Origin of the sequence: Xylanibacter ruminicola, from assembly GCF_900107775.1 — a bacterium.
In the GTDB taxonomy this organism is placed as follows: domain Bacteria; phylum Bacteroidota; class Bacteroidia; order Bacteroidales; family Bacteroidaceae; genus Prevotella; species Prevotella ruminicola_C.
In genome coordinates this window covers 888377-903513 of the sequence record NZ_FNRF01000001.1, presented here as the reverse complement: position 1 = coordinate 903513, position 15137 = coordinate 888377, and the positions used below count along the sequence as shown (strand labels likewise).

Sequence of the window (15137 nt, the reverse complement as noted above, 5' to 3'; positions counted from 1 at the left end):
TTTGCACGCAATAAGCAAATATCATATGGAAGAACTAAGAGTCATCATTAGCGGAGGAGGCACTGGAGGACATATTTTCCCAGCCGTCTCAATAGCAAATGCCGTGAAGGCACTGCGTCCCGACGCCCAAATTCTGTTTGTTGGCGCCCTTGGACGAATGGAGATGCAACGCGTGCCAGCTGCAGGTTACGAAATCAAAGGTTTACCTATCTGCGGTTTCGACAGAAAGAATTTACTCAAGAACTTTAAGGTTCTGTACAAGATATGGAAGAGCCAGCGTATGGCCAAGCAGATTATCAAGGATTTTAAGCCTCAGGTAGCTGTAGGTGTTGGTGGTTATGCCAGCGGTCCTACCCTTAACAAGGCTGCCGCCATGGGTATCCCCTGCTTGATTCAGGAACAGAACTCATACGCAGGTGTTACCAACAAACTGTTGGCCAAGAAAGCCGCCAAGATCTGTGTGGCTTACGAGGGAATGGAGCGTTTCTTCCCTGCCGACAAGATTATCCTTACAGGAAATCCCGTACGTCAGGCTCTGCTCGACACAAAGATTTCACGCGAGGATGCCATCAAGACCTTTGGTCTCGATCCTACCAAGAAAACCATTCTGCTGGTAGGTGGTAGCCTTGGTGCCCGCACCGTCAACGAGAGCGTGCTGCAGCACCTCGACCTGGTAAAGGCTGCCGATGCCCAGTTTATCTGGCAAACCGGTAAGTACTACAGCGCTGAGATTGCCGAGCGTTTGAAGGGACAGGATATCCCCAACCTAGTGGTAACCGACTTTATCACCGATATGGGCGCTGCCTACAAGGCCGCCGATCTGGTTATCAGTCGTGCCGGCGCCAGCAGTATCTCGGAGTTCTGTCTTATTGGCAAGCCCGTTATCCTGGTACCAAGTCCTAATGTGGCCGAGGATCACCAGACCAAGAACGCTCTGGCTCTGGCCAACCGCGATGCAGCCATCTACGTGAAGGATGCCGACGCACCAGCCACCCTGTTGGAGCTGGCCATCAAGACGGTTGCCGATGCCCAGAAGCTGCAGTCGCTGAGCGAGAATGTTCTAAAGCTCGCCCTGCCCGACTCTGCCGACATCATTGCCAAGGAGGTTATCAAGTTGGCAGGAAAGTAAAAAGTGAAAAGCGAAGAGTGAAAAAGAGATTATGGAATTAAACGATATAAAAGCAGTATATTTTGTAGGCGCCGGTGGCATTGGAATGAGTGCCATCGCCCGTTATTTTATTAAGAAAGGCCTGGTGGTAGCTGGTTACGACAAGACCCCATCCGACCTGACCAAGCACCTCGAGAACGAGGGGATGCTTATCCACTACCATGAAAGTGTCGACGAGATTCCTCACGTGTGCAAGAAGAAAGAGTCGTGTCTGGTTATCTATACCCCAGCCATCCCTGCCGATCATCAGGAGCTCAAGTACTTCCGCGAGAACGGTTTCGAGATTCAGAAGCGTGCTCAGGTACTGGGCACCCTTACCAAGAGTCACAAAGGTCTCTGCGTAGCAGGTACTCATGGTAAGACCACCACATCTACCATGTGTGCACATATCATGCACCAGAGTCAGCTCGACTGTAATGCCTTCTTGGGTGGTATCTCCAAGAACTACGGCACCAACTATATCCTGTCGGATTCCGACTACGTGGTTATCGAGGCCGATGAGTTCGACCGCTCTTTCCACTGGCTGCGCCCTTGGATGAGCGTTATCACCTCTACCGACCCCGACCATCTGGACATCTATGGTACCAAAGAGGCTTACCTGGAGAGTTTCCGTCATTACACCGAGCTCATCCAGCCAGGCGGTGCCCTGATTATCCATCGCGATCTGGAGATGAAGCAGAACGTACAGGAAGGTGTTCGTATCTACGACTATAGTCTGAACGATGGCGACTTCCACGCTGAGAATATCCGCATTGATAACGGCGAGATTACATTCGATTTCATTTCGCCCATCGAGAGCGTTAAGAACGTACAGTTAGGTCAGCCCGTACCCATCAACATCGAGAACGGCATTGCCGCTATGGCTATGGCACAGCTGAATGGTTGTACAGCCGACGAACTGAAGTACGGCATGCAGACCTATGGTGGTGTGGATCGTCGTTTCGACTTCAAGATCAAGACCGATAAGTTAGTGTTCCTAAGCGATTACGCCCATCATCCAAAAGAGATCTATCAGAGTGCCAAGAGTATCCGCGAGCTGTATAAGAACAAGCATATCACAGCTATTTTCCAGCCCCACCTATACACCCGCACCCGCGATTTCTACAAGGATTTCGCCGATGCTCTGAGTCAGCTCGACGAGGTGATACTCACTGAGATATACCCCGCCCGCGAATTACCTATCGAAGGCGTTACCTCGCAGCTCATCTACGACAACCTGAAGCCAGGTGTGCAGAAGAAGATGATACAGAAGGCCGATGTACTCGACTACATCAAGGACCACGATTTCGAGGTACTCATCGTACTGGGCGCTGGCGACCTGGACAACCAGGTTCCCCAGATGGTCAAGATTCTAAATAGTAAATAGTATAATTGTAAAATATAAATGACTTTCAACTGGAAACATATCCTCTTGGTAGCCTGCAACGCAGCCGTTGGCATCTACTTGATACTGGCCGTCACCGCTTTCAACAGCCCCGACGAAGCCATGGCCAAAGCCTGCACCGAGGTTAACATCGACATCGAACAGGAGTCGATGGAGGGTTTTCTGAATCCAGCCGAAGTCAAGAAGCTGCTCACACAGCATCAGTTGTACCCACTCTCGCAACCCATGAACACCATCTCGCCACGCAAGATGGAGGAGACCCTGCTTAAGAGTCCGTTTGTTGAGAAGGCAGAGTGCTATAAAACACTGAACGGACATGTGTGCATCAGCATCAAACAGCGCATACCTGTTATCCGCATCATGGCCGAGAACGGCGAGAACTACTATCTCGACCATCATGGCAACATCATGCCCGAGGCAGGTTATGCCACCGATATTCTGGTAGCCACAGGCCGCATCAGCAAGAAGTACGCCCAGAAAGCCCTGTCGAAGGTGGCCAACCAGATTGTAGGCGATAGTTTCTGGCGCAACCAGGCTGTACAGCTCAACGTTCTGCCCAATGGGACCATCGAGATGGTACCCCGTGTAGGCGAGCATGTTGTGTACCTGGGCTCGCCCACAAATATCGACAGCAAGCTCGAACGTCTGCGTAAGTTCTACATCTACGGTCTTAACAAGGCCGGTTGGAACAAGTACAACTATATCAATGTAGAGTTCAGCAACCAAATTATATGTAAAAAAGTGAATAGTGATTAATAATATGGCAGCAAAGGATTTTATTGTAGCAATTGAACTCGGTTCGTCCAAAGTAACCGGAATCGCGGGACAGAAGAATCTCGACGGCAGCATCAACGTACTGGCTGTTGTCAAGGAGAACTCTTCGTCGTTTATCCGCAAAGGTGTGGTTTATAACATCGACAAGACCGCACAATGCCTTACCAGTATTATCAAGAAACTGGAGAATCAGCTCAAGACTCAGATCACACAGGTGTATGTCGGCGTTGGCGGTCAGTCAATCCGCAGCGTTAAGAACGTAGTAACCAAGGATCTTCCAGGCGAAACCATCATCACACAGGATATGGTAATCGAACTGATGGATGCTAACCGTAACATGACCTACCAAGACCAGGAAATTCTCGATGCTGCCGTACAGGAATACAAGGTTGGCACCCAGTTCCAGCTGGACCCAGTAGGCATCCAGGCCACCCATCTCGAAGGTCACTTCCTGAACATTCTGGAGCGCAAGGCCTTCTACCGCAATCTGAACAAGTGCTTCGAGACAGCCGGCATCAACGTAGCTGAGATGTACCTCGCACCATTGGCACTAGCCGATAGCGTGCTTACCGAGGTTGAGAAGCGCTCTGGCTGTGCCCTTGTCGACCTCGGTTCGGATACCACTACTGTATCTGTTTATTCAAAGAATATCCTGCGCCATCTGGCTGTCATCCCTTTGGGCAGCAATAATATCACCAAGGATATCGCCACCCTCCAGATGGAAGAGAGCGATGCCGAGAAGATGAAACTGAAGTACGGTTCGGCCTATACCGACAACAACGAAATCGACAACGAGCTCAAGTACTCTATCGATCCCGACCGTCAGGTTGAGAGCCGTAAGTTCATCGAGATTGTAGAGGGTCGCTTAGAGGAGATTATCGAAAACGTATGGTACCAGATACCATCTGAATATTACGACAAACTGTTAGGCGGTATCATCCTGACAGGTGGTGGTTCGAACATGAAGAACATCGAGAAAGCCTTCTTCAACCACACTCATGTAGACAAAATCCGCATCGCCAAGTTTGTATCGCAGACTGTGCAGACCAGCAACGAGGACATCAAGGCCCACAACGGCACGATGAACACCGTATTAGGTCTGCTGGCCAAGGGCGACATCAACTGCGCCGGCGATGCTTTCGATCCTAACGGCGACCTGTTTGCCAGTCTGAGACCTCAGACACCACATCTCACTAACGACCAGCGCCCAGCCCGTCAGACTACCGATCTGCCAGCAGGTGTTATCCGTACCGAGGCCGAGAAGCAGAAAGCCGAAGAGGAGCGCCGCCGCCAGCAGGAGGAGGAAGAGCGCGCACGCCTTGAGGAGGAGCGCCGCCAGCAAGAGGAAGAGGCCCGCATCCGCAAGGAAAACAGCACCTGGAACAAGTTCAAGAAGGGACTCCTGAACTTTGGAAAGAAGATTGTTGAAGAAGAAGATTAAAAAAGAAGAAGAATTATGGAGAATAATATGAATATAGACATCCTGGACTTCGGAGCACCGGAGAAGGAGCACAGCATTATCAAAGTGATTGGTGTTGGCGGTGGTGGTGGCAATGCTGTTAACCACATGTATCGCGAAGGCATTCACGATGTTACATTCGTGCTTTGCAACACCGATAACCAGGCACTTAACGATTCGCCCGTACCCGTACATCTCCAGTTGGGTAAGGAGGGTCTTGGTGCAGGAAACAAGCCTGAGAAGGCTCGTCAGGCTGCCGAAGAGAGTATCGACGACATCCGCACCATGCTGAACGACGGCACCCGCATGGCATTCATCACCGCAGGTATGGGTGGTGGTACCGGTACTGGTGCAGCCCCTGTTATCGCCCGCGTTTCTAAGGAGTTGGGTATCCTTACCGTAGGTATCGTTACTATCCCCTTCCGCTTTGAGGGCGACCGCAAGATCGACCAGGCTCTCGACGGTGTCGAGGAGATGTCGAAACATGTCGACGCCCTGCTGGTTATCAACAACGAGCGCCTGCGTGAGATTTATCCAGAGCTGTCGGTTCTCGATGCCTTTGGCAAGGCCGACGACACACTGAGTGTTGCCGCCAAGTCAATCGCCGAGATTATCACTGTTCACGGACTCATCAACCTCGACTTCAACGATGTAAAGACCGTACTGAAGGATGGTGGTGTAGCTATCATGAGTACCGGTTATGGCGAGGGCGAAGGTCGTGTAAAGAAGGCTATTGAGGATGCCCTCAACTCACCGCTGCTTAACGATAACGACATCTTCAACTCTAAGAAGATTCTGCTCTCTATCTCGTTTGCTGGCTCAAAGGATGGTCAGTCATCACTTATGATGGAGGAGATGAACGATGTTAACGACTTCATGGCTAAGTTCGGCAACGACTTTGAGATTAAATGGGGATTGGCAACCGACCTTGAGCTGGGCAAGAAGGTTAAGGTAACTATCCTGGCCACCGGTTTCGGCATCGAGAATGTAGATGGTATGAACGGCCACCTGAAGAAGCACTCTCAGGAGGATATCAACCGTATTGCTGCCGAGCAGGAGAAAGCAGCCGAGCGTCAGGACCGTCGTAACCGCTACTATGGCGGCGAGGGTGCCACCAAGCGCTACAAGCGCCGTCCAAACATCTACCTGTTCCGTCCTGAGGATCTGGATAACGACGATGTGATCTCTGCTGTTGAGCAGACACCTACCTACAAGCGTACCCGCGAGATTCTGGATAGCATCAACTCGCAGGCCAGCAACGTAGATGAGATTGTGAACATCGACGAGCCCAACCAGGAGCCACAGGAACCTATTCAGGGCACTATTAAGTTTATGTAAATCAGCTGCCTTACTGATATAAGGCTTGCAATACCTCTATCGACTTCATCTCTGGGAAATCCGGCAGATGGAGTCGATAATATTTTAGTGATACCTCCAGCAAGCGGTTGCGCTCCTGGTGTGACATGCGGAACAGATGCATCGTAGGAAAATCCATACGCATCATCAGCTGTACCTTCTGTGCCTCTTCAGGATGCAGAAAGTCGCGATGCACAGGCGGCACGGGCATAAACACACTCTCACGCAAGTCAAAATAATCGCCATCCTTGTAATCGTCAAGATTCGGATAGAAACCCAAAAAACGTGTCAGCCTCAACAAGAACACCAGGTGGAAATTAGCAAAACTCGTCTGCTGACCATCCAGCCATACAATACTATTCTCCAGATACTCGTACAGCAACTCGTTACGCTGTTCCGATCGCAACGCATAATACAGGAATTCGGCTACAAATAGCGAGATGGCCAACTTGTCGGGCTCAAACGGTATCGATGCAAAGGGGGCAGCCAACCGTACATCGTGCAACTTCTGCAGCTGCTGTCTTGGACGTATATCGGTTTCTATTTCCAAAATAGTCAATGGCTGGAAAAACTGCTTCTTTACCTTCCCCTTGGGTGTTTTGGGTATGCTCACAATAAACGCCTGCCTACCAAACACTTTGGTAAACATATCTACTATCAGTCGGGTTTCGCCGTATTTGATAGCATGCAGCACAATAGCCTGAGTTTTCGTCAACATACGGTGCAAAGGTACGAAAAATATTCGTAAAATGTTATTTTTTACTAAAAAAATTTGGTAGAACCGAAAAATAGTAGTACCTTTGCACCCGCATTTTGCGCGATGGTCCCTTCGTCTATCGGTTAGGACGAGAGATTTTCATTCTCTAAAGAGGAGTTCGACTCTCCTAGGGACTACAAAATTTAAATCTGTCATCTGCACAGCCATGTGCTACCAGCCTTCAAGGATGGGATAAGGTGGCGGAGGGTTCGCAAGAACCCGCCCAGGGCAGCCTTAACGACGTAAGACCCATAAGCTTTATATTAACAATTTAAATTTCATTCAAAAAACATGGCAAATCACAAGTCATCAGTGAAGAGAATCCGTCAGGAGAAGAAAAGAGCACTTCACAATCACTACTACGCAAAGACAATGCGTAACGCAGTTCGCAAGCTCCGTGCTACAACAAACAAGGAAGAGGCTGTAGCTCTGTTCCCAAAGGTACAGAAGATGCTGGACAAGCTGGCTAAGACCAACGTAATCCACAAGAACAAGGCCGCAAACCTGAAGTCAAGCCTTGCACTGCACGTTAACAAGCTGGGATAATATTTACCCAACAAATAAGTACAAGCCGTAGCCCCAAGAGGGTTGCGGCTTTCTTTTTTCAGTTTTTTAGCAGATAAACTACGTTTATCTGAACTTTTTTTTGTACCTTTGCAACCAAAATGGTAAATTTCGAGAATCGAAAAATTGAAGAATTAAAATAATGACAGAAGAACAACTGAACCAAGAACAAAACTACTCCGCGAGTAACATTCAGGTACTCGAGGGTTTGGAAGCTGTACGTAAGCGTCCTGCTATGTACATTGGCGACATCAGTGAGAAGGGTCTCCACCATCTGGTAAACGAAACCGTTGATAACTCTATCGACGAGGCCATGGCTGGCTACTGTACCCACATCGAGGTAACCATCAACGAGGATAACTCAATCACCGTTCAGGACAACGGTCGTGGTATCCCAGTAGATGAGCACGAGAAGATGCACAAGAGCGCCCTCGAGGTGGTTATGACAGTACTCCACGCTGGTGGTAAGTTCGATAAGGGCTCATACAAGGTATCAGGTGGTCTGCATGGTGTAGGTGTAAGCTGTGTAAACGCGCTCTCTACCCACATGATGTCGCAGGTATTCCGTAACGGTCACATCTACCAGCAGGAGTACGAGAAGGGTAAGCCCCTCTACGACGTAAAGATTGTAGGCGACACCGACAAGACCGGTACCCGCCAGCAGTTCTGGCCCGACGGCAGCATTTTTACTACTACCGAGTATAAATACGACATCATCGCTAAGCGTATGCGCGAGCTGGCATATCTGAATGCCGGTATCACCATCACACTTACCGACTTGCGTCCTGATGAGGAGGGCAACCTCCGTCAGCCCGAGGTATTCCATGCCAAGGAGGGACTCAAGGAGTTCGTTCGCTACGTCGATCGTCACCGCACCTCAATCATCGGCGATCCTATCTGCCTGAAAACTGAGAAGGATGGTGTGCCCATCGAGGTAGCTCTGCTGTACAACAGCGATTATTCAGAGAATATCCACTCTTACGTTAATAATATCAACACCATCGAGGGTGGTACCCACCTTACTGGTTTCCGCATCGCTCTGGCCCGCACTCTGAAGAAGTATGCCGACGAGGACGATCAGCTGCGCAAGCAGATTGAGAAGGCCAAGATCGAGGTAGCCCAGGACGACTTCCGCGAAGGTCTTACCGCTATCATCTCTGTTAAGGTTGCTGAGCCTCAGTTCGAGGGTCAGACCAAGACCAAGCTGGGTAACAGTGAGGTGAACGGAGCCGTACAGAAGGCCGTAGGCGAGGCGATGACCAACTACCTGGAGGAGAACCCCAAAGAGGCTCATACCATCTGCGAGAAGGTTATTCTGGCCGCTACAGCACGTATTGCAGCCCGTAAGGCCCGCGAGAGTGTACAGCGTAAGAATCCTATGACTGGTGGTGGTCTGCCTGGTAAGCTGGCCGACTGCTCAAACAAGGATCCTAAGGAGTGTGAGATCTTCCTCGTCGAGGGTGACTCGGCCGGTGGTTCTGCCAAGCAGGGTCGCGACCGTCACTTCCAGGCCATCCTGCCTCTGCGTGGTAAGATTCTGAATGTAGAAAAGGTACAGTGGCACCGTGTGTTCGAGGCCGAATCAGTTATGAACATCATCCAGAGTATCGGTGTACGCTTCGGCGTTGACGGCGAGGACTCAAAGGATGCCAATATCGATAAGCTGCGTTACGATAAGATTATCATCATGACCGACGCCGACGTCGATGGTTCTCACATCGACACACTGATCATGACACTCTTCTATCGCTTCATGCCACAGGTTATCCAGGGTGGTCACCTTTACATCGCTACCCCTCCACTCTACAAGTGTACTTATAAGAAGACCTCAGAGTACTGCTACACCGAGCAGCAGCGCCAGGCATTCATCGATAAGTACGTGGCTGGCAACGGCGACGACAAGGGCTTGCACACTCAGCGCTACAAAGGTCTTGGTGAGATGAACCCAGAGCAGCTTTGGGAAACCACCATGAACCCCGAGAACCGCTTGCTCAAGCAGGTTACCATCGAGAATGCTGCCGAGGCCGACGAGATCTTCTCAATGCTGATGGGTGACGACGTAGAACCACGCCGCGAGTTCATCGAGAAGAACGCCACCTACGCCAATATCGACGCATAATAATACGTCAGATACGACAACAAAACAACTTGTTTTGTAGCGTAAAAGATAGTCTTTTACTATTTAAGAAGCTATCTCTTACAAAGCAAAACAAGTTGTTTTGTTTTTATACATGTATCATATTAGGAGTGATACTTCCACAAAAAGCATCACTACACCTATCATTCTGTATTTCAACACCTTATACATAAAAGTGATACTTTACGTATTCTACCACATCATCATGCGGAGGGTGCGCTGGGCAGCGGAAAGATGGTCGAATCTATCTTCACCGTTACCGCAAACCTATTTTCTGGCATTCCACCCACTTCTGGGCCGAAGCACCGATGGCAAACATTGCCATCAATCCTTGAAAACATATCTTTTTCACTATTCTTTAATTTGTATTTGGGATGGTGAGGATGAAGCGACAGCCAGAGTGGTAGGTGGTGTCGAGAACTACATCGCCGCCGAGGTTCTGAGCGTGGCGCTTGGCAAGCGGCAAGCCCAAGCCGAGACCTTCGGAGAGGTCGTCGACCTTGGTAAAGAACTTAAACAGGTGCTCTACTTCGGCCTCAGGGATGCCGTTACCCTGATCCTGAACCACAAAGCTAACCATAGCCTCATCGGCCGATACCTGCAACTCCACATGCTTTCCGTCGGAATACTTGGCGGCATTGTACAGCAGCTCCAACAACGCATGCATAAAATAGGTGCGGTTGGTAAGCACACTGAAATCGTCGGCCAGTTGCGACTGAATGCTGATGCTGACACCAGGATAGCGCTGGCGCACCACATCTGCAGCCTGATGGACCTCTTGTACACACAGCAGCGTGTCGGTTTTATCGCAATTCATCTCCTCGTTCAGTCCAGAATCAGAGCTGTCGAACAGCATCTGCACCATGCGGTTAAGCTGGGTGGCATTATGGTTCATGGTATCGGTAACATTCTTCAGATCGTCGTCCGACAGGTTACCGCTACCAGCATCGCTCAGCACCTGAGCAAAGCCCATAATGATATTCAGCGGCGTGCGTATCTGGTGGGTAACGTTCTGTATAAAAGTGGTCTTCTGGCGGTCGGCCTCCTGAGCCATACGGGTGGCCTGCAGCAGTTCCTCGTTGCGCTGGCGGGTCTGGTCGCTCACAAAGCGCACACTCTTCATGTGGTAGTTAAGCGATTCCAGCATCTGTGCAAAGCTGTTCTGCAAACGGCCTATCACATCGATACGTGTGGTGCGAGGGATAGTAACATCCATGTTACCAGCTGTAATGCTCTGGGTTTTATCCAGCAGCTCGTGCAGCGGACGGATGGTATGAGCCATAGCGCGATGACTCAACAGAATAATCACCAGCAAGCCGAGTACCAGCAGCGATACCACGATATAAATCAGTCGATGGTAACCTTCCATCACATCGCTATCAGGACACACAATAGCCAGGCTCCACTTGGTGCCAGGCACAGGCTGGTAGCAAACTATACAATCGGCACCATCCATGTTTACCATCATATTACCCCTTTTGCCGCTGGTCATCTCGTGTCCCAGTACTATCTGGTCGGCCTGTTTGCGGGTATCAGCGCCCGTAAAGATGGTTTGTTTAAACAGCAGCGTAGAATCGGGATGCACATAATAGCGGCCATTCTCGCCTATCAGCATGAAATAAGAATGGGGATAGGGTTTCATAGCCGACATTTCGTGCGATAGTCGCAACAACGAGAGGTCGGTAGAAATCACACCCACAAACGCGCTATCGGCATTATAAAGCGGTTTGCAATACGATGCCAACATGCCGTCGAGAGTGAGCTCCAACGAGTCAACCTCGTCGTAATAGGCTACCCAACAGGCATCGCGCAACTGGTGGGGCGTTTTATACCATACCTTATTAAAATAGTCGTAGGGCTCTTCGATAACTGTGGTTACCGAGTCGGCCTTGCGCACCGAGTAAGCCGAGAAATAACGTCCGTACTGGGGGAACATGTCAGGTTGGGCACTGATAGAGCATCCATCAATATGGGGATTAAGACTCACGATACGGTTGGCAAAATACAACAGCGAGTCGGGTGTAAACACCTGCTCTACCTGCCACAGATTGGCATTTGTAGCCGTCTCGATAGTCAGGAAATGACGGTTAAGCTGCTGCATGGTGGCATTCAGAACGCTGCTGGCATGCCCGATGGCCTCGTTACGAATCATTTTTCGCGACTGAGTGAACAGCACACCCAGCGAGATGACAAAGATGGGAGCAGCCAGAATCAGGAGTGCCACGCTGAGCTTGGTTGAGAACGACTTACGGATATTAATCATGATCGGCCTCCTTTCTCATTTCATCGTCCGACATCGATATCAGATTCTTCAGCAACTCGGTGATGGCCTTACCCTTCTTCTGTACATCGCTCACCAACTGGGCTGTATCACGATCCGACTGACTGCAAAGCTGCAGCACATCCTTCTCGATGGCATCGGCAGGTTCCGTCATCTGGTTGGTCATGTTATGCAGGAACGAGGTTTTCATACGGTCGGCCTTCTTAGCCTGATCGTAAGCCTTTCGCAATCCCTCGCAGCGCTGATACAAGGTATTCTTCAGGCTCTCCAGCTCATCTATCTGGGTGGCCAGCGAGCGTTGCATCAGTTGGAACTTATCCTGCAAACGTCCCACCTCATCAATATGTTTGCTATCAGGGATGGGCTCGCTAAAGTTACCTGCGGCAATATGCTGCGCCTGCGACGTAAGCATAAGCAGAGGCTTCAAGCGGCTCTTGATAACCGCATGACTCAACAGGAATGTCAACAGCAAACCTATAATACTGATAACCAGCACATAGTACTGCAAATTGTTGTAATCGCCAAAGATATCGCGCTCAGGATAGATGATGCCTGCGCTCCAACCCAGATGCCCGATGGTGCGACCACGCACGCTGCTACGACTGAAGGGCTTGAAATACACATAGAAATCGGTACCCCACAAACGGAATGTGCGATAATCGGTCTGACCGGCTATCATGGCCTGCACAGCCCCGACAAGTTCAGCGTTGGCATTAGCCTTAGATATCTCGATGGCCGACTGTTGTATGAGCTGCTCAGCATCGGGATGCACAATAAAGTTGCCCACGCTGTCGAGCAGTACACAGAACGAGTTCTCGGATGGTTTGGTCTGAGCCACAATACGTGAGAGCAATCCTATCGACACATCGGTACTGACGTAACCCGCAAGCTGCCCTGCTGTATTATACAACGGCACGCTGAAACTGATAAGCGGCTCCTTACCCTCCTGAACAGGTTTTACGGTCCACTTCGACTCGCTTACTGTAGTATCGCCAAGGGCGATGGTGCAATCGGCCACATAGGGGTTACTATCTATGAGTTTGCGGCGATAGAGTTCCAATGCCTCTGGATTGTTGATACGAGATGGCAGACTGTAATACACATTACCCGTAGCCTGCTCAACACTCAGCAGAATGTTATCGATATTCTGCACAGTGGCATCGAGGGTCAGGGTAACGCGTGCCAAGGTTTCCTCCCTTACTTTCTTACGCGAGTAAAGCAGCATGACTACCAACGAGGCTATGAGAAGAACGGCCATAGCCGAGACAGCCATCAGACTGATTTTGACTGATAGACGGCCTTTGATAAAGTTAGTTAGTTTAGTCATACTTACCTGCGTTTTTGTTTACTTGTACTCCTTAGCTTTTCGTTTGCCTTGCAGCACCGCCAGGGCGTTCAGGGCCAGCGCTTCCATCTCGTCTTCGCCAGGGAAACAGCGGATGGGTGCCAGAAAGCCTACACGCTCGCGGATACGACTCACGATATATTCACTCCTAGCAAGACCACCTGTTAGCAGGATGGCATCTATCTGACCACAGAGCACAGCACTCTCGGAGGCGATGTTCTTGGCCACATGATATATCATCGCATCCAGGATTAGCTTGGCGTGCTGGTCGCCATAATCCTCGATGCGTCGCAACACCTCGCGCACATCGTTGGTACCCAGGTGGGCATTCAGTCCGGCCTTGCCGGCAATGCGCTTCAGCAGTTGCTTCTCGTTATATTTTCCACTAAAACAAAGTCGGATGAGATCCGATGCTGGCAGCGAACCAGCACGTTCGGGCGAGAACGGGCCCTCGCCATCCAGGGCGTTGTTGGCATCAACGGCACGGCCCTTTTCGTGGGCTGCGATAGAGATGCCGCCACCCATGTGGCAGATAATCAGATTCAGGTCTTCGTACTCCTTACCTATCTCCGATGCATACCTGCGAGCTATGGCGCGCTGGTTAAGGGCATGCCAGATGCAGATACGGTTCATCAGCGGCGAACCTGAGATACGGGCATAGTCGTTCAACTCATCCACCACACCAGGATCGGCTATAAACGAGCGGCAATGAGGGATGGTTGCAGCTATCTCGTGGGCTATCAGGCAGCCTAAGTTACAAGCATGATTATGCAGGGCAATACCGCTGTGGGTATCCTGTATCATCAGGTCGTTAATCTCGTAAACACCACCTTCGAGCGGTTTCACCAGTCCGCCTCGGCCTATCACAGCATCAAACTCCACGGGTATATCGGCCTGGCGCAACTCGTCGAGTACCAGCTGTTTTCTAAAGTCCTGCTGTTCTATCACATCGTCGAAACGGGCCAGTTCGTCGGCACTATGGGCAATGGTGCGGACCAGCAGAGGCGATTCGTCGTCGAAAACGGCAATCTTCGTTGATGTTGAACCTGGATTTATAACTAATATCTTCATTAAATTGCTGCTAAAGCCAAAGAGTAGTACTTTGAATCGGGGCTGTCGGCACGCGATGGCAGCACGCAGCAGCACTGGGTGCCCTGCAACACACCAGCCGTCTTGGCATAGCCAAACAGGGTGATGGTTTTGTAGAACACATTACCAGCCACGATATCGGGGAATATCAACGCATCGGCCTGTCCGTCAATCACGCTGTGGATACCTTTTTCGCGCAGACTAACGGAGTCAAGCGATGTCTTGAGGTCGAGCGGACCGTCGATGATGCATCGACCGAACTTACCCGTCTGAGCCTCGGCTATAATCTCTAAGTAATCCACGGTATATGGGAATGTTTTGGCGCTCACCTTCTCTGCACAATGAATCAACGAGATACGAGGCTCTTCGATACCCAAGGCGTGGCACACATAGTTTACATAGTGTATCTGCTGGCGGCGCTGGGCCTCGGTGGGTACAGGAATCACGGCTGCATCGGTAAAAAACAGCAGCTTCTCGTACTTGGGAATCTCGGCCATTGCCACATGGGTGAGCACATGGCCTGGACGCAGAATACCATGCTCCTTATCAAGGATAGCCTTCAACAACACATCGGTGTTCACAAGGCCCTTCATCAGGATGTCAGCCTCGCCATTCTTGCACATCGCCACAGCACGTCGAGCACATTCCTCCTTATCCTCGCCATCCACATAGATAGGCTCGATAAATCCCATTTCCTTACCCTTCTCAACAGCGTATCGGGTGCTGGCATCGTTGGCACAAACCACAGCCACACGCTTCTTGTCGCCACGCTGCTGGAGGAATACTATCATATCATTTAAAGTTCGTATCGACTGCATAGGTT

The 15137-nt window shown here is 50.4% G+C and carries 12 protein-coding genes and 1 tRNA gene; 8 read left to right on the top strand and 5 right to left on the bottom strand.

Features of this window, described 5'->3' with window-relative positions:
- Positions 1-25: 25 nt before the first annotated feature.
- From murG to ftsZ, 5 genes are read left to right on the top strand one after another with little or no spacing between them, the layout of a single operon-like run.
- Positions 26-1129, top strand: coding sequence for an undecaprenyldiphospho-muramoylpentapeptide beta-N-acetylglucosaminyltransferase (gene murG / locus BLU97_RS03445; protein ID WP_074760250.1), 1104 nt, complete (start codon positions 26-28; stop codon positions 1127-1129).
- 31 nt (positions 1130-1160) lie between these two features.
- Positions 1161-2534 carry a UDP-N-acetylmuramate--L-alanine ligase gene (gene murC / locus BLU97_RS03440; protein ID WP_074760249.1) on the top strand — a complete coding sequence of 458 codons (1374 nt, stop codon included), beginning with the start codon at positions 1161-1163 and terminating at the stop codon, positions 2532-2534.
- Positions 2535-2552: 18 nt separating this feature from the next.
- Positions 2553-3308, top strand: coding sequence for a cell division protein FtsQ/DivIB (locus BLU97_RS03435; RefSeq protein ID WP_074760248.1), 756 nt, complete (start codon positions 2553-2555; stop codon positions 3306-3308).
- A 4-nt stretch (positions 3309-3312) separates the two neighbouring features.
- Complete coding sequence (ftsA, locus tag BLU97_RS03430) at positions 3313-4767, top strand: cell division protein FtsA (protein WP_028906589.1); 1455 nt, start codon at positions 3313-3315, stop codon at positions 4765-4767.
- 27 nt (positions 4768-4794) lie between these two features.
- Positions 4795-6123 (top strand): cell division protein FtsZ, encoded by a 1329-nt coding sequence (gene ftsZ / locus BLU97_RS03425; protein WP_369821141.1) that lies wholly within the window; start codon positions 4795-4797, stop codon positions 6121-6123.
- Between the two features lie 10 nt (positions 6124-6133).
- Here the strand turns inward: ftsZ and recO are convergent, their stop codons facing one another.
- Complete coding sequence (gene recO / locus BLU97_RS03420; RefSeq protein ID WP_074760247.1) at positions 6134-6859, bottom strand: DNA repair protein RecO; 726 nt, start codon at positions 6857-6859, stop codon at positions 6134-6136.
- A 104-nt stretch (positions 6860-6963) separates the two neighbouring features.
- On the opposite strand from recO, the gene BLU97_RS15920 reads away from it, so the two are divergent.
- The 3 genes from BLU97_RS15920 (at position 6964) to gyrB (ending at position 9581) form a co-directional block, all read left to right on the top strand.
- Positions 6964-7035: transfer RNA gene (locus tag BLU97_RS15920), tRNA-Glu, on the top strand.
- A 154-nt stretch (positions 7036-7189) separates the two neighbouring features.
- A complete protein-coding gene (rpsT, locus tag BLU97_RS03415) occupies positions 7190-7444 on the top strand; it encodes a 30S ribosomal protein S20 (RefSeq protein ID WP_013065333.1) in 255 nt (84 codons plus the stop codon).
- Positions 7445-7604: 160 nt separating this feature from the next.
- Entirely contained in the window at positions 7605-9581 is a 1977-nt protein-coding gene (gene gyrB / locus BLU97_RS03410) for a DNA topoisomerase (ATP-hydrolyzing) subunit B (protein WP_013063082.1), read from the top strand.
- A gap of 376 nt (positions 9582-9957) precedes the next feature.
- Here the strand turns inward: gyrB and BLU97_RS03405 are convergent, their stop codons facing one another.
- Genes BLU97_RS03405 through BLU97_RS03390 form a run of 4 tightly spaced genes read right to left on the bottom strand, consistent with a single transcriptional unit; the run spans position 9958 to position 15132 of the window.
- Positions 9958-11862, bottom strand: a complete 1905-nt coding sequence (locus BLU97_RS03405) for an ATP-binding protein (protein ID WP_074760246.1) — start codon at positions 11860-11862, stop codon at positions 9958-9960.
- Entirely contained in the window at positions 11855-13207 is a 1353-nt protein-coding gene (locus tag BLU97_RS03400; RefSeq protein WP_081352836.1) for a HAMP domain-containing protein, read from the bottom strand. The genes BLU97_RS03405 and BLU97_RS03400 overlap by 8 nt, the downstream gene beginning before the upstream one ends.
- Before the next feature lie 18 nt (positions 13208-13225).
- Positions 13226-14296: a butyrate kinase gene (gene buk / locus BLU97_RS03395; protein ID WP_074760244.1), complete on the bottom strand. Its 1071-nt coding sequence runs from the start codon at positions 14294-14296 to the stop codon at positions 13226-13228.
- On the bottom strand, positions 14296-15132 hold the full coding sequence (locus BLU97_RS03390) for a phosphate acyltransferase (protein ID WP_074760243.1): 837 nt from the start codon (positions 15130-15132) through the stop codon (positions 14296-14298). Before BLU97_RS03390 ends, buk begins: the two co-directional genes overlap by 1 nt.
- Positions 15133-15137 lie beyond the last annotated feature (5 nt).